13 protein-coding genes and 1 pseudogene are annotated in these 15,414 nt (G+C 69.7%); 3 read left to right on the forward strand and 11 right to left on the reverse strand.

All coding sequences use genetic code 11. The features are described 5' to 3' along the window. Positions 1 to 2 precede the first annotated feature (2 nt). Entirely contained in the window at positions 3 to 842 is an 840-nt protein-coding gene (locus BLP83_RS04900) for an IclR family transcriptional regulator (RefSeq protein WP_091239596.1), read from the forward strand. Between the two features lie 61 nt (positions 843 to 903). Here BLP83_RS04900 and BLP83_RS04905 read toward each other — a convergent pair whose 3' ends face one another. The 3 genes and pseudogenes from BLP83_RS04905 to yidD all read right to left on the reverse strand — a co-directional run. Continuing rightward, the gene (locus tag BLP83_RS04905; RefSeq protein ID WP_091239597.1) at positions 904 to 1,386 is read right to left on the reverse strand and encodes a YajQ family cyclic di-GMP-binding protein; all 483 of its coding nucleotides are present in this window, start codon (positions 1,384 to 1,386) and stop codon (positions 904 to 906) included. A 35-nt stretch (positions 1,387 to 1,421) separates the two neighbouring features. Continuing rightward, positions 1,422 to 2,216 carry a M23 family metallopeptidase gene (locus BLP83_RS04910; RefSeq protein WP_091239600.1) on the reverse strand — a complete coding sequence of 265 codons (795 nt, stop codon included), beginning with the start codon at positions 2,214 to 2,216 and terminating at the stop codon, positions 1,422 to 1,424. A gap of 89 nt (positions 2,217 to 2,305) precedes the next feature. After that, positions 2,306 to 2,551: pseudogene (yidD, locus tag BLP83_RS18965) on the reverse strand (membrane protein insertion efficiency factor YidD); the annotation flags it as partial. A gap of 197 nt (positions 2,552 to 2,748) precedes the next feature. Between yidD and dksA the strand changes: the two are divergent. Next, positions 2,749 to 3,951 (forward strand): RNA polymerase-binding protein DksA, encoded by a 1,203-nt coding sequence (dksA, locus tag BLP83_RS04920; protein WP_425388963.1) that lies wholly within the window; start codon positions 2,749 to 2,751, stop codon positions 3,949 to 3,951. A gap of 92 nt (positions 3,952 to 4,043) precedes the next feature. On the opposite strand, the gene BLP83_RS04925 is transcribed toward dksA, so the two are convergent. The 8 genes from BLP83_RS04925 to rpsU form a co-directional block, all read right to left on the reverse strand. Beyond that, a complete protein-coding gene (locus tag BLP83_RS04925; protein WP_091239607.1) occupies positions 4,044 to 5,789 on the reverse strand; it encodes a DUF885 family protein in 1,746 nt (581 codons plus the stop codon). An 84-nt stretch (positions 5,790 to 5,873) separates the two neighbouring features. Continuing rightward, positions 5,874 to 6,602: an ATP-binding cassette domain-containing protein gene (locus BLP83_RS04930; RefSeq protein WP_176764013.1), complete on the reverse strand. Its 729-nt coding sequence runs from the start codon at positions 6,600 to 6,602 to the stop codon at positions 5,874 to 5,876. Next, positions 6,599 to 7,783: a hypothetical protein gene (locus tag BLP83_RS04935; protein ID WP_143006543.1), complete on the reverse strand. Its 1,185-nt coding sequence runs from the start codon at positions 7,781 to 7,783 to the stop codon at positions 6,599 to 6,601. Before BLP83_RS04935 ends, BLP83_RS04930 begins: the two co-directional genes overlap by 4 nt. 179 nt (positions 7,784 to 7,962) lie before the next feature. Further along, the gene (locus BLP83_RS04940; protein WP_091239614.1) at positions 7,963 to 10,164 is read right to left on the reverse strand and encodes a M3 family metallopeptidase; all 2,202 of its coding nucleotides are present in this window, start codon (positions 10,162 to 10,164) and stop codon (positions 7,963 to 7,965) included. Between the two features lie 337 nt (positions 10,165 to 10,501). Beyond that, a complete protein-coding gene (locus BLP83_RS04945) occupies positions 10,502 to 11,989 on the reverse strand; it encodes a DUF4139 domain-containing protein (protein WP_091239616.1) in 1,488 nt (495 codons plus the stop codon). A 116-nt stretch (positions 11,990 to 12,105) separates the two neighbouring features. Beyond that, positions 12,106 to 13,362, reverse strand: a complete 1,257-nt coding sequence (locus BLP83_RS04950; RefSeq protein WP_245679965.1) for a TCR/Tet family MFS transporter — start codon at positions 13,360 to 13,362, stop codon at positions 12,106 to 12,108. 20 nt (positions 13,363 to 13,382) lie between these two features. Next, positions 13,383 to 13,829: a GatB/YqeY domain-containing protein gene (locus tag BLP83_RS04955; RefSeq protein WP_091239618.1), complete on the reverse strand. Its 447-nt coding sequence runs from the start codon at positions 13,827 to 13,829 to the stop codon at positions 13,383 to 13,385. Between the two features lie 180 nt (positions 13,830 to 14,009). Beyond that, positions 14,010 to 14,225 carry a 30S ribosomal protein S21 gene (gene rpsU / locus BLP83_RS04960; protein ID WP_018971772.1) on the reverse strand — a complete coding sequence of 72 codons (216 nt, stop codon included), beginning with the start codon at positions 14,223 to 14,225 and terminating at the stop codon, positions 14,010 to 14,012. Between the two features lie 143 nt (positions 14,226 to 14,368). Here rpsU and tsaD point away from each other — a divergent pair, with 143 nt between their 5' ends. Continuing rightward, positions 14,369 to 15,382, forward strand: coding sequence for a tRNA (adenosine(37)-N6)-threonylcarbamoyltransferase complex transferase subunit TsaD (gene tsaD / locus BLP83_RS04965; RefSeq protein WP_091239620.1), 1,014 nt, complete (start codon positions 14,369 to 14,371; stop codon positions 15,380 to 15,382). Positions 15,383 to 15,414 lie beyond the last annotated feature (32 nt).

Here is a 15,414-nt window from a genome sequence, read left to right on the forward strand (position 1 = left end):
CAATGACCGACCGGAACGACACCGCCAGCACCGCCGCCGACGACACCTTGGCCACCGAGGCCGGCATCCGCGCCGAAGAGGCCCGCGATCGCCGCTTCGTCACCGCGCTGGCGCGCGGCCTGGCGATCCTGCGCTGCTTCAAGCGCAGCGAGCGCTGGCTGGCCAACAGCGAGATCGCCAGCCGCACCGGCCTGCCGCGTCCGACCGTTTCGCGCCTGACCTATACCCTGACCCGGCTCGGCTATCTGGAGCACTCGCAGAAGCTGGAGAAGTACGCGCTGGGCGCCAGCGTGCTCGCATTGGGCCATGCCTTCCTCGCCGGCGAGGATGTGCGCACCGTGGCGCGCCCGCTGATGCAGGCGCTGGCCGAAGAGGTGCAGGCCAGCGTGATCCTGGGTGCACTCGACCAGACCCAGATGGTGGTGCTCGAGGTCTGCCACGGCAGCAACGCCTTCCATATCCGCCGCGAGATCGGCGAGCGGCTGCCGCATGGCACGACGGCGCTGGGGCGCGCCTACCTTGCGGGGCTTGAGCCGGCGCGCTACGAGGCCGCCATGGCCGCACTGCTGCAGCGCGTGCCCAAGGCGCAGCGCGCCGAAGTGACGGCGGGCGTCGAGCAGGCCCGCGCCGACTTCGCCGCGCACGGCTTCGTGTTCTCGCTGGGCGACTGGATGCCCGAGCTCTACGCCGTCGGCGTCCCGCTGCCGATCCAGGGCGGCGAGCGCCTGCTGGCGCTGTCGGTCAATGGGCCCGTCTACAGCATGACCCGCGAGCGCCTGGTCGGCGAAGTCGGACCCGCCCTGCTGCGCGCGCGCGACGACATCCTGCAGCGGGTGGGCTAGCCGCCACCGACAGGGCGCGGCGTTGCAGCCACGCCCTGTCTCTCGCGCGATCGCGCTTGCTTCAGTCGCGGAAGTTGTCGAACTGCAGCGGCAGCTCGAAATCGCTCTTGCGCAGCAGCGCGATCACCGCCTGCAGGTCGTCGCGCTTCTTGCCGTTGACGCGCAGCTTCTCGCCCTGGATCTGGCTGTCGACCTTGATGCCGCTGGCCTTGATCGCGGCGACGATCTTCTTGGCCGTGGCCTGCTCGATGCCCTGCTTGATCTTCACCGCCTGGCGCGCGCCGGCGACATTGGTCTCGATATCGCCGGGCTCCAGGCAGCGGATATCGATGCCGCGTGCGGTCAGGCGCTGGCGCAGGATGTCCATCAGCTGCTGCAGCTGGAACTCGCTGTCGCCGCGCAGCTTGACGGTCTTGTCCTCCAGCTCGAAGGCGGCCGAGGTGCCGCGGAAGTCGAAGCGCTTGCCCAGCTCGCGGCTGGCCTGGTCGACCGCGTTGGTGAGTTCGTGGGCATCCACTTCGGAGACGATGTCGAAGGAAGGCATGGTGGGCCTCGGAAAGGGTGGAGAAGAGGGAGGATTCAGGGCAGCAGCAGGGCCGGATCGAGTCGCGTCTCGAACCAGTTGAGGCCCCAGTGCAGATGCGGGCCCGAGGCGCGGCCGGTGGCGCCGACCGCGCCGAGCGTCTCGCCGCGCTCGACGCGCTGGCCCTCGCGCACATCGATGCGCGACAGGTGCAGGAAGCTGGACGACAGACCGTGACCGTGGTCGAGCAGCACGGTGCCGCCGGTCAGGAACAGATCGGGCCCCACGAAGCTGACGACGCCCGCCGCTGGCGCCCGGATCGGCGTGCCCGTCGGCACGGCGATATCGAGCCCCATGTGCGGCGCGCGCGGCTCGCCGTTGAGGATGCGTTGGCTGCCGTAGACGCCGCTGATGCGGCCGCCTTCGATGGGCCGCAGGAAGCCCGCCGCGAAATCGATGCGGTCGTCGTTGCGCTCGCGCGCCTTGCCCACCGCCGCCTGCTCGCGGGCGATGCGCTCGGCGATCGCCGGGTCCGGCGTGACTGTCCGCTGCGGCAGGCCGTTGACCCGCTCGATGCGGAAGTCGCGCGGCACGATGCGGATCCGATGGGCGTGACGCCTGCCGTCGCGGTCGATGCGGACGAACTCCAGTGCGCCGGTCGCTTCGCGGCCAATCCCGAAGACCAGCCAGCCCTCGGGCGAGACCTTGAGCGTACGGCCGTCGAGCTCGGCGTGCTCGCCGGGCGCAAGCTGGACGATCGCTACACCGCCTTGCGCCAGACGTTCGGGGATCGGGCCCGCATGCAGCGCAGGGGCAGCCAGCAGAAGCAGCAGGTTCAGCAGGACGCGCATCGGCGAGGGTCATCCGTGTTGGGGCCGGCGGGCGGAGTGCTGGCGGCTGCGCTTTCCGCGGTGTCTCCGGGCGTTCCCGCCTCGCCGCAGCGACAGCGGCGATGCTCGCCCCGCTTGGGCCAGGTGTCGGGGACAGGATCCAGGCCGCCGTCGCACAGGGGCTGGCAGCGCGCGAGACGACGCGCGGTGAGCCAGCCACCGCGGATTGCACCGTAGCGTTCGATGGCCTGCATCGAATACTCCGAGCAGCTCGGGTGGAAGCGGCAGTGCTGGCCCAGCAGCGGGCTGATGAATCGCTTGTAGCCGCGCAGGAGTAGGATCAGGAATCGACGCACGGGCAGGCCGGTCGGATTGAGTGGGAAAGACGACGACAGCGCGGACGTGAATGCACGTCGAAGTACCCTGCGGATGCGCGGCAGGCGGAACTTGCAGGGGCTTCGGGCAGGCGCGGTTTTGCTTGCCGCAGAGCGGGCGACAGGCTATAACACGCGCCCGCTGAGCCTCAAGCAACTCACACAAGGGAAGGGCTATCGTGGCAGCGAAGTCGAAAGCGGTGAAAGCACCGGCCAAGGCGGCCGCAGCGTCGAAATCGAAGGCGGCTCCGGCCAAGGCGGTCAAGCCCGCGGCGAAGCCCGTAGCGAAGGGCGCGAAGGTCGTCGCCAAGGCTGCGTCAAAGCCTGTCGCCAAGGCCGCGAAGCCCGCCGTGAAGTCTGCGGCGAAGGCGGGGGGCAGGCCAGCTGCCAAGCCTGCTGCCAAGCCTGCAGCCAAGCCTGCAGCCAAGCCTGCAGCGAAGCCCGTGTCGAAGGTCGCGACCAAGGTATCGGCCAAGCCCGCCGCCAAGCCTTCGACCAAGCCGGCAGCGAAGCCCGCCGCCAAGGCCTTAGCCAAGCCGGCAGCGAAGCTGCCTGCCAAGACCTCGGTCAAGCCGGCCGCAAAGCCGCCCGCCAAGGCCGCAGCCGCCGCCAAACCCGCGGCCATCGCCAAGAAGGCGGTGACCGCGGTCAAGTCGATCACTCAGGCGATCGTCGGCATGGTCAAGGCCGCGCCCGCAAAACCCGTCGCAGCGACTGCCAAGAGCGCGACGGCCGACAAGAAACCGGAACCTGCGGCCGCTAAAGTGTCGACCGCGGCCGCCCCGGCCACTGCAGCCAAGTCTCGCGCTGCGGGCACGGACGCCTCCAATGCAACAGGGAACACGATGAAACCAAGCGTCACCAAGTCCAAGTCCAGCGGCGCCGGCAGCGGCGAAGGCACGCGCGCTCGCGCGGTGGCCCCGAGCCGTCCCGCCGCCCAGCCCGAGCCGCTGGTGGCCCACCAGATCATCCGCGTCGAGTTGCCCGAGGGCTACAAGCCCAAGGCGGACGAGGAGTACATGTGCCCCGAGCACCTCGAGTACTTCCGCCAGAAGCTCATCAACTGGCGCGCCGAACTGGTCGAGGAATCCAAGCAGACCATCGACAACCTGCGCGAGGAAGTGCGTGACGTCGGCGACGAGGCCGAGCGCGCCACCCGCGAGACCGAGAACTCGCTGGAGCTGCGCACGCGCGATCGCTATCGCAAGCTGATCAACAAGATCGAGAAGGCGCTGAAGCGTATCGACGACGGCTCCTACGGCTACTGCGAGGAGACCGGCGAGGAGATCGGCATCGACCGTCTCGAAGCGCGTCCGATCGCCACCCTGTGCCTCGACGCGCAGGAGCGCTGGGAGCATCGCCAGAAGTTGATGGGCGACTGATTCACGGCCCGCCCGAGCCCACGACAAACGGCCCCGCTCAGCGGGGCCGTTTGCGTTGCGGCGGCGGATCGTCTCAGCGCCTCAGGTGCACCTCACTCCCAGCGCCAGAGCGGCTGGTCCTTGTCCGGCAGCTCGCCGCGCAGGCGCAGACGGACCAGATCCACTGGCATGGTGCCGCCCTTCAGGATGGCGTCGTGGAAGTCGCGCTCGCCCATCTGGCCTGATTCGACCAGCTCGCGGCGCAGGGCCATGAACTGCAGGCCGCCGAGCAGATAGGCCGCCTGGTAGAGCGGGCCGTAGTCGCCGGTGAAGCTGCGCCGCACTTCGGCCGCGGCGTTCTCGCGCTCGTGGCCGACTTCGTTCACCAGCAGCTCGATGGCCTGCTGCGGGGTCATCGTGCCGAGGTGGAAGGCCAGGCTGAACTGGATGCGCGCGGCGCGGTGGCTGCGCCAGAACAGCATGCCCATGCGGTCTTCGGGGGTCTGCGCGAAGCCGCGCTGGTACAGGAACAGCTCCCAGTACAGCGCCCAGCCCTCCATCCAGAACGGCGTGCTGAACAGCTGGCGCTGCGTCTGGTGGCGCAGGTTGTAGAAGTACTGCAGGTGGTGGCCGGGAATCAGCTCGTGGTGCACCACCGCGCGCGAGAAGTGGCGGTTGTTGCCGCGCAGACTCATCAGCTGCTTCTCGTGCGGCATGCTCGAATGCGGATAGGCCACCCACACATCGCGGCCGCCGAGGAAGAACGGTGCCTGCAGCTGCGCCTGCGGGCTCAGCATGTTCATGCGCCAGTCGCGCCGCGACAGCTCGGGCACGGTGACCAGCTGGTTGTCGGTGAGGTAGTCGATGGCCTCGCGCGCCAGTTCCACCACCAGCTTCGGCTGCTGGCCCACCGGCGGCGACTTCTGCTTGACGGCCTCCAGCGCCTCGCGCCAGTCCGCAAAGCCCATCTCGCGCGCGGCCTTCTGCATTTCCTCGCGGCACCAGGCCAGCTCGCGGCGGCTGATCTCGACCAGCTGCTCCGGCGTATACGGGATGCGCTCCGCCGTGAGTGCGGCGATCAGCGCCTCGCGACCGATCGGGTCGCCGATGATCACCTCGGGGTTGTCGACCCCGGCCAAACGCTTGCGGATCAGCTCGGCGGTCTTCGGCAGCTGGGCGTCGAGCGCCTGCCAGGGGTTGCTGACCCAATGGGTGAAGTCGGGGTCGTAGCCGTCTTGATGCGCGTGCCAGTCCTTCAGCGCGCGATGGGTGGCGTCGAGCACGCGTGCGGCACGATGCGCCACGGCGGGCGACAGCGTCGACAGCGTAGCGTCCTTGGCCTCGATGCGCGCATCCAGATCCGCCAGTGCGGCCCGCGCGTGCTCCAGCACGCCGGCGCTGCTGCGGCCCTCGGCCTGCTGCAGGGCGCGGCGTGCCTCCGCAAGTTCGATCAGCGCCGCCACTTTGGGCAGCAGGGGCGCGGCTTCGGCCAGACGCTGGCGCTCGAAGTCCAGTTCGCGCTGGCGCTGCTGCAGCTCGCCGCGGAACAGGATCCAGTCGATCCGGTCCTCGAGGCCCAGTGCGTCGAAGTCCATCGAATCCAGTCGTGTCAGCCAGCCGGTGTAGAGCTCACCCAGCGCACGCCGGCGGGCTTGGCCCCAGGCGATGTCGTTGACGTGCTCGATGGCGGCGAGGTCGGCGCGAAAGCGCTGGATCTGCGGCGCCAGCACCTGCGCGCTGGGCGCGTGCTCGGTGGCCGGAGGCACCAGCGCCTCGCTCGGAAGCGGCGGCGCGGCGAACGCGGCGGCAGGGGCGAGCAGTGCGCCGAGCAGGGCGGCGGCGAGGCGGGTGTGGCGCATGGCGGGCTCCGGCACGGATCGGCCTGCGATTGTGCCCGCTCCCGGCACCCACGGCGGGTGCCACAGGTTCGGGCACGCAGGCGCTCAAGCGCCCATCGCGGCCACCAGTTCGGCTTCCAGGGAGCGCTCGGGATCCGCTCGCAGCAGCGCCAGCGCGGCGCGGTCGAGATCCAAGCGCATGCGGCCATCCACCAGCAGGACGGCGCGATGCACGTGGCGCTCGGCGAGTTCGATCGCGTGGGTGGCGAGCACGATGGCGGTGCCACGCGCAGCGAGGTCGGCGAGATGGCGCTTCAGCGCCCAGGCGCTGGGCGGATCGAGGCCGTTGAGCGGCTCGTCGAGCAGCAGCAGGGGCGGCTCGCCGATCAGGCCGAGCAGCACCGCGAGTTTCTGTCGCGTGCCCAGCGAGTATTCCTCAACCGGGCGGTCAAGGTAGGGGCTGTAGCGCAGCGCTTCCGCAAGCGCGAGCGTGGCGGCCGGCACCTTGCCGAGCCCGCGCGTGCGGGCGAACAGCTGCAGGCATTCGCGCCCGGTCAGCAGGCCGGGCAGGGCGGCGGGATCCACCGCCATGCCGAACTTCGCGCGTGCCGCAGCGGTGTCGGCGGCAATCGCATGGCTGCAGATGAGGATCGTTCCGCGCTGCGCGGGCAGCAGCCCGGCGATGCAGCGAAGCAGGCTGCTCTTGCCCGAGCCATTGGGCCCGGCGAGCGCCAGGAACTCGCCGGGTGGAAGCTTCAGGTCGATGCCCTGCAGCACGGGACGGCCGCCCAGCGCCAGATGCAGGTCGCGGATATCGAGTGCGTGCGTGCTCAAGCCAGTCTCCGTGCACGCCATGCGTGCCATCCGATCATTCCGAGCGCCGGCAGCAGCACGGCCGGCCCCAGACCCTCGCGCGCCAGCACCAGCAGCAGCGCGACTTCGGCCATCAGCTGGCCGCGCTGGCGGGCGCGCGAGCGCGGGTAGTGCAGCATCAGCGCGATCTCCAGTCCGCAGAGCAGCAGCAGAGCAAGCGCGCCGAGCGCGATGTTGAGTGGCGGCGCGCCGAAGAGCGAGAGGGCCAGCGCGCACACGACGCTCGCCAGCAGCGCGCGTGAGGCTGGGTAGCGCCAGCCGCTGCGACAGAACTCGATACGCGAGCGCGGCGTCGCCAGCAGCAGGCGTTCGGCCTCGGCCAGTGCGCGGGCGCTGGCATCGAGTGCGGTGCGCAGCCAGGGCAGCATCAGCACCAACAGCAGCATGCCGGCCAACACGCGCGCGCCTTCGCCGGCCAGCACCATGAGACCCAGTGGAAGGAGCCAGACCCAGGCGCGACCGCTGCGCCAGGCGCGCTGGCTGCTGCGGCGCTGCAGCTGTCCGAGTTCAGGCCAGGGACCGAGCCAGCGTGGTGCGACTGCCCAGCCCCGGGCTTCGCTGCCAAGAGTCGGCTTCGCCTCGGCTGGGGCCGAGCTTGCGGTCGTCCTGGCGCCTTGGAGTCGGCCCGGGCGGCTCTGCAGAGCGAGGGTCAGGCCCCCCGCGAGCAGGACGGCCGCCATGCCCTGCGTCGCCAGAACAAGGGCCTCGTGGGGCGCGAGTACGCGTGAAGCCAGCGCGGCCAGCGAGCCTGCCAGAACCCAGAGCAGCCCGAGCCCGAGGCCGAGCAGCAGATGCTGGCGTTGGCCGCGCCGCTGCAGGGTGAGGCCGACAGGCAGTGCAGAAAGCCAGTCGATTGCGCGAGAGGCCGCTTCGAATCGACGAGCCCGGCGCTGCAGCGCTGCCAGGGCGATCAGGACGAACAGCCCAAGGGCTGACCCTCCATGGCCTCGCCACGCCTCGACCAGAGGCGACAGACGTGTGGACAGGGCGCCGAGGAAGAATGTGGCAAGCATCGCCAGCGCGAGCATGGCGAGCAGGTGGAACAGCGTCTCGCCGGGGCGACTTCGCCACTGTCTGAGCCGCGCCCGTGCTTCGAGCGCGGACTGCTGGAGGTGGGGGTGAATCAGCCAGTCCTGCGGCATGCGCGACTCGGTTCGGAACAAGCAGGCCGGCTTGGAGCAAGCCTGCGGCGATTGGTTCCGCTTGCTTTGCTGGCCTCTCCAAATCCAGCCAGAACCTTGTTCACCCGCGCCCAAAGGAAAGGGCGCCGTCGTTGCCGACGGCGCCCTTCCTGGTTGCAGCGTGGGAGAACCCGGGGCGATCAGTCGTCGCTCTTGTTCTTCAGGCCGCGGCGGTACAGCAGGTTCTCGGCGTCGGGCTGCTTGCCGCGCCAGTTCACGTACATCTGCATCGGGTCTTCGGTGCCACCGCGCGACAGGATGCCCTGGCGGTAGGCCGCACCCAGCTCGGCGTTCAGGCCGCCCTGCTCGGTGACGAAGGCGAAGGCGTCGGCCGCCAGCACCTCGCTCCAGATGTAGGCGTAGTAGCCGGAGGAGTAGCCGCCCGGGAAGACGTGGGCGAAGAAGGCGCTGCGGTAGCGCGGCGGCACCGGCGCGAAGTCGACGCCGTGCTTGGCCAGGGCGGCCTTCTCGAAGGCCTCGACGTCTTCCACCACGGTGCCCTGCGGGAGGGTGTGCCACTCCATGTCGAGGAAGCTGGCCGCGATGTACTCCAGGGTGTCGAAGCCCTGGTTGAAGCCGGAGGCGTTCAGGATCTTCTGCATCAGCTCAGCCGGGATCGGCTCGCCGGTCTGGTAGTGCTTGGCGTAGTTGGCCAGGATCTCCGGGTGCTTGGCCCAGTCCTCCTCGAACTGCGAGGGGAACTCGACGAAGTCGCGCGGCACGGCGGTGCCGGCCAGCGAGGGGTACTTCACCTTGGAGAACAGGCCGTGCACGCCATGGCCGACCTCGTGGAACATCGTGGTGACCTCGTCGAAGCTCATCAGCGCCGGCTGGCCGTCGACCGGCTTCGGGATGTTCATGACGTTGATCGCGACCGGCTTCTGGTTCAGCAGCTCGCTCTGATCAACGAAGGTGGACATCCAGGCGCCGCCGCGCTTGCTCGGACGGGCGAAGTAGTCGGCGTAGAACAGGCCGATCTGGGTGCCGTCGGAGTCGATCACGTCGAACACGCGAACGTCGGGGTGGTAGACGGGCAGGTCCTTGCGCTCGTTGAAGCTGACGCCGTAGAAGCGGTTCAGGGTGTAGAACACGCCGTCACGCAGCACGCGGTCGAGCTCGAAGTAGGGCTTCACCTGCTCCGGGTCGAGGTCGTACTTCTGCGCGCGCACCTGCTCCGCATAGAACTCCCAGTCCCAGGGCTGCAGCTGGAAGCCGCCACCCTGCGAGTCGATCAGGGCCTGGATGTCGGCCGCTTCGCGCTGGGCGTTCTGCACCACGGTCGGGGCGAGATCCGACAGCATCTTCAGCACCGCTTCGGGCGTGCCGGCCATCTGGTTCTCAAGCTGGAAGGCCGCGTGGTTCGGCTTGCCGAGCAGCGCCGCGCGCTCGGCGCGCAGCTGGGCCAGGCGCAGCACCATCGGGCGGGTGTCGCCTTCGCCGTCCTGCAGGCCGCGGTTGGCCGAGGCTTCCCACACGCGCTGACGCAGCTCGCGGTTCTTGAGCTGGGTCAGCACCGGCTGGCGGGTGGTGTTGGTGATGCGGATCAGCCACTTGCCCTCGTGGCCGGCGGCCTTGGCGGCTTCGGCGGCGGCGGCGATCTGACCCTCCGACAGGCCGTCGAGCTGGGCGGCGTCATCCACCACCACGGCGGCGCGCTCGGTCTGCTTCAGCAGCGCCTGCTGGAATGCGGTCATCAGCCCGGCCTGCTCTTCGTTCAGGGCGCGGATCTTGACCTTGGCATCCTCGGACAGCTCGGCGCCGGCGCGCACCATGCGCAGGTGGGTCTGCTCGACCAGGCGCTTGGTCTCGGGATCGAGATTCAGCACTTCGCGGGCGTCGTAGATCGACTTGACGCGCTCGAACAGCTTGGCGTTCAGCAGGATCGCGTCCTGGTGCGCGGCCATCTTGGGTGCGATCTCCGCCTGCACCTGCTGGATGGTCGGGTTGGTGTCGGTGCCCGCGAGATTCATGAACACTTCGGCGGTGCGGGTCAGCAGGGCGCCGGAGCGCTCCAGTGCGACCAGCGTGTTCTCAACCGTCGGCGCCTCGGGGTTGTTGGCGATCGCCTCGATCTCGACGATGTGCTGGCGCATGCCTTCCAGCAGGGCGGGCAGGTAGTGCTCGTCCTTGATCTTGCTGAAGTCGGGCGCCATGAAGGGCAGGCTGCTCGGCTGCATGAAGGGGTTGCCGGAGAGGTCGGCCGCGGCGGCAGGCGCGGCGTCGGCGGCGGCCGTGCTCGCGGCCGGAGCGGCGGTGTCGCCTTCAGGCTTGGAGCAGGCGCTCAGGCCGAGGGCCAGGGTGATCGCGCCGGCGAGGGCGCCGGTGAGCAGGGGGCTACGCATGGAGAACTCCGTGGAGACGGACCGAAAGAACCGCGGAGCATAACAGTGTGAAACCCGCGTCCCATCGGCCATCGGTTGGGGTTCGCTGCGGTGTCGATGGGGCGGGCGTGCGCCCATCGGAGCCCGGTGCCGGCCGCCCGCTTCGGCAGTGAGACCGTCATGGGGCCAGCGGCGGGTGTTGACCCGTCCGCTCAGGGCGCTGCTGCGCCAGCGGCTCGCGGGCCCCGCTCATGGCTCGCACTGCTAACATCCAGCCACTGGCGCATGCCACCCTTGCCTGCGAGGTTCCGCGACGAGGCCCCGCGAAGCGCCAGCAGGGCCGCGTCCGTCTGTGCCCTCACCAGCGGTAGGTCACCGTGTAGCGCACCGTCTGCTTGCCCTCGGCCGGCAGTTTCACCGCGAAGTCGATCGTCTGCGCGTCGCGCTTGTCGTAGGCCTGGCTGTTGCCGGTGATCGTCCAGCCGCTCCAGCGGTAGAGGTACTCGCGCACCGTGACATCGGCCGGGCTCTTCTTGCCGTTGCGGACCTCGACTTCGATGGTCTCGGTGATGGTGCGGGCCTTTTCGTCGTAGCTGTAGCTCACCTGCCTGCGCTCCCCGCTGATGTCGAAGGCGGTGCCCAGTTTGAGTCGCAGCGTTTCGTTGCGAGCGGTGTGCTGGATCAGGTCCTCACCGATGAACTCCTGCGCGCCGTCGGCGCTGGCCTGGCTCACGCGTACGCGGCCGCCGGGCAGCGGGATGCCCAGCCGGTTGGCTTCGCGGTTCTCGAACTCCAGAAACGCGCCGGCCTCGCCGCGCTGGGTGGCGCCGAAGCCCTGGTCGGTCATTGCCGCGCCGTAGTTGTAGTAGCTCGGCGTGGCGGTGAACACCAGTTCACGTCGGCACTCGGCGCCTGCGACCGCGGGGAACAGTTCAAGCTGCTTGACCGAGTTGTCGGGCAGGTCGGTGCGCCGACCCAGGGTGTAGAGGTGGTACTCGAACAGTTCGGATTCGGCGAAGCCATCGGCCTTGGGCGCAGCTTCAGCGACCATGGTTCGATACAGCATCTGCGGCTCGGGCGCGGCTGGCGCGCGATTGACGTCGCCGGCCACGAGTTTCAGCTTCGCGTTGGGAAAGCTGCCGCCGCTCTGGTTCACCAGGCTCACCCAGGCAGCGAGATCCATGCGGCAGCGACCGCCCTCCTCGCGCAGGGTGATGTTGTAGTCGGTCCACCAGGTCATGCCCTGGGTCTGGTAGCTGACCTGGGCCTCATGGCGACCGCCGCGTGCGGCATCGAGCTTCCACACCAGGGTGGGCTTGCTGATCAGACCGCCGGGCAGGGCCGGGAACTGCACGCTGCTCCAGCTGCTGAGCGTGACCACGCTGCCGTCCTCGCGCGCCAGGATCAGCCCGCCATCGGCCGACAGCAGGGTGCCGCTGATGCGCTCGATGGCGTCGCCGCGCTGTTGCTCCACCGTCAGCGGCTGGCCCAGATAGCGCTGCAGCAGCTTCTGCTGGCTGACCAGGTCGTACTGGTAGTTCTGCTCCAGCACGCGAGTGCCCGTGGGATCGGTGATCGAAGCAAAGCTCACGGTGGTCGGGTCGATCCGCCGCGCCACATCCGAGAAGCGCAGTTCGCCCGTGCCGCGCGAGAGCTCCAGCGCGCGCCGGTCGCTGACCACCGCGTAGCCGGGCAGGCGATCGCCGTAGTCGGCGAGGCGTTCGGTCGACAGCGTGCCGGGGGCAGCCGCGCTGTAGACGGTCAACGCGTAGTCGGGTGTGTCGGCAGCCGCGGCGGAGGTGGCGGTCATGGCAAGGCTCAGCATCGACAGCAGGGGAACGCGCATCGTGGACCTCCAATCGGTGTTCGGACAATGCCGACGCAGAATGCGGCGACGGCGACCGGGTACGGAGGATGCGCCCTTGCGGGGTTGCGCGGACAGTGGAGCCTGCCCGCTTCCGTTCAGCTTCGGACGCGGGCGCGCACCAGCAGCGCCGCCACCGTCAGCAGCGCGGCCGCCAGCAGGAAGGGTGCGCCCGGCAGGTGCCAGGCCTTCAGCGGGCCGATGGCGGCGGCGAGGATCTGGCTGAACATCAGCGGGCCGATGATGCCGGCGATGCCGGTCAGGCTGGTCAATGCGCCCTGCAGCCGGCCCTGGGCTTCGGCTTCGACGTGGCGGGTCAGCAGGCCCTGGGCCGAGGGCATGGCGAAGCCCCACAGCGCCATCACCGGCACGCCGAGCAGCAGGATCCAGCCCTCGGAGGCGAAGCCGTAGAGCGCGAAGCCGGCAGCACCCATGGAAAGGCCGAGCAGCAGGCCGCGACGCTCGCCGATGTGCGGGATCACCCGCCGCACCAGACCGGCCTGGACGATCGCCGAACAGATCCCGACCAGGGCCAGGGCCAGGCCGACCTCGCGCTCGTCCCAGCCGTAGCGGTAGTCGGCGTACAGCACGAAGGCCGCAGGCAGGGCCATGTGGGCGAGCTGGCTCAGGAAGAGCCCACCGGCCAGCACCGGCACGCCTGGATGCGCGCGCAGGAACTTCAGCGCACCCAGCGGATTGGCGCCGCGCCAGGCGAAGGGCCGGCGCTTCTCGGCCGGCAGCGATTCCGGAAGGATCAGCCAGCCGTAAATGAAATTGGCCAGGCTCAAGCCCGCCGCCAACCAGAAGGGCAGGCGCAGGTCGATGCTGCCGAGCACGCCGCCCAGCGCCGGGCCGATCACGAAGCCGAGTCCAAACGCGGCGCCGAGCATGCCAAAGCCGGCGGCGCGCTTCTCCGGCGGAGTGACATCGGCGATGTAGGCGTTGGCCGTGGTGATGCTGGCGGCGGTGATGCCGGCCAGCAGGCGGCCGACCAGCAGCCACCACAGGCTGGGGGCCAGCGCCATCAGGATGTAGTCGAGCCCGAGGCCCAGGTTCGACAGCAGGATGACGGGGCGCCGCCCGAAACGGTCGGAGAGCGCGCCGAGCACCGGCGAGGCCAGGAACTGCATGGCCGCAAAGGCCACCGCGAACAGGCCGTAGAGCGTCGCCGCCCGGGCCGAGTCACCCGCGCTGAACTCCAGGATCAGCTTGGGCAGGATCGGGATGATCAGGCCCAGCGCCAGGATGTCCAGCGCGACCGTGATGAAGATGAACAGCAGCGCCGCGCGCCGCTTCGACGGCGGCGCGGCGATGGCCCCGCGGGCGGGGCCGTTCAAGGGATCGGATGCGCTCAAGGCGTCGGCGCCGCGCGGCCTCAGCCGCCCAGACGCGCCTTGATGCGCGCCGACACCGCGCCCATGTCGGCGCGGCCGGCCACCTTCGGCTTCAGCGCGCCCACCACCTTGCCCATGTCGCGGCCGCTGCTGGCGCCAGTCTCGGCGATGGCGGCTTCGATCAGGGCGTCGATCTCGGCTTCGCCCAGCGCCTGCGGCATGTAGGCCTGGATCACCTCGATCTCGAAACGCTCCTGTGCGGCCAGATCTTCGCGGCCGGCGCCCTCGTACTGGCTGACCGAGTCGCGGCGCTGCTTGATCATCTTTTCCAGCACCGACAGCACCTGGGCGTCGTCGAGCTGGATGCGCTCGTCCACCTCGCGCTGCTTGATCGCCGCGTTGACCAGGCGGATCACCGCCAGGCGCTCCTTGTCACCGCCCTTCATGGCGGCCTTCATGTCGTCGGTCAGTCGCTGCTTCAGGCTCATGGCTCACCTCGGATGTGCAGTGATGCGGCCCCGGCGTGGGGCAGGGCATCGGGATCGGGCGCGCGCCGCGGGGATCGCCACCTTCGCGCGCCAACAGGAAAAGCCGGTGTCGCTTGCGCAACACCGGCTCCGGATTCCCTTCAAGGATTCAAGCCCCGGCCGCGCGGGCCGGGCGAAGCCTCAGTAGAGGCGACGGCGCTTGGTGACGTCGCGGCTGACGCGACGCAGATGGCGCTTGACCGCGGCGGCCGCCTTGCGCTTGCGCTCCTGGGTCGGCTTCTCGTAGAACTCGCGCTTGCGGGTCTCGGCGAGGACGCCGGCCTTCTCGCAGGTGCGCTTGAAGCGACGCAGGGCAAACTCGAACGGCTCGTTTTCGCGGACTTTGACGCTGGGCATGGGATCTCCGGTGCGGATTCGGTGGGCCCCCGCGACAGTTGCCCGCGCGGTCAATGCGCGCAATGCGGGGGCGGGGAGCCGCGTATGATACGCGGCCTTCCAACGCCCTTGCAATCCGGGGCCCGATCTGCATCTTGCGCCCCATGAATGTGCTCGGTATCGAAACCTCCTGCGACGAAACCGGCGTGGCCGTCTACAGCCACGCGCGCGGATTGCTGGGCCATTCGCTGTACAGCCAGGTGCGCCTGCACGCGGACTACGGCGGCGTGGTGCCGGAGCTGGCCAGCCGCGACCACGTGCGCAAGCTGTTGCCCTTGATCCGCGACTGTCTCGGGCAGGCCGGCCTCGGCGTCGCCGACCTCGATGGCGTCGCCTACACCGCCGGCCCCGGCCTGGTGGGTGCCCTGTTGGTGGGCGCGGCCACCGGCCGGGCGATCGCCTGGTCGCTGGGCCTGCCCGCGATCGGCGTGCACCACATGGAGGGCCATCTGCTGGCGCCGCTGCTCGAGGCGAACCCGCCGCAGCCGCCCTTCGTGGCCCTGCTGGTCTCCGGTGGCCACAGTCAGCTGGTCGAAGTCGAGCGCATCGGCGTGTACCGCCTGCTCGGCGAGACCCTGGACGACGCCGCCGGCGAGGCCTTCGACAAGACCGCCAAGCTGCTGGGCCTGCCGTATCCCGGCGGTCCTGAACTGGCGAAGCTGGCCGAATCCGGTGACCCCGCGCGCTACACGTTTTCGCGGCCGATGACCGACCGGCCGGGCCTCGAGTTCAGTTTTTCGGGCTTGAAGACCCAGGTGCTGCTGGCCTGGCAGCAGTCGGATCAGAGCGCGCAGACCCGCGCCGACATCGCGCGTGGCTTTGAAGAGGCGGTGGTCGAGACGCTCGCGATCAAATGCGATCGCGCCCTCAAGGCCACCGGCGCCAAAACCCTCGTCGTGGCCGGTGGCGTCGGCGCCAACCGCCGCCTGCGTGCGCGGCTCGACGAGCTCAGCCGACGGCGCAAGGTCAAGGTGAGCTTTCCCCGGCCGGAGTTCTGCACCGACAACGGCGCGATGATCGCCTTCGCAGGCGCCCTGCGGCTGGCGGCCGGGCAGCACGAGGCGAGCGCGCTCACCGTGCGGCCACGCTGGGATATGGCAGGCTTGCCGCCCGTCTGAGCGGGTGCTCGCGCCCCGCTTCCTCCACACAG

Origin of the sequence: Aquimonas voraii, from assembly GCF_900101825.1 — a bacterium.
Classification (GTDB): Bacteria; Pseudomonadota; Gammaproteobacteria; order Xanthomonadales; family Xanthomonadaceae; genus Aquimonas; species Aquimonas voraii.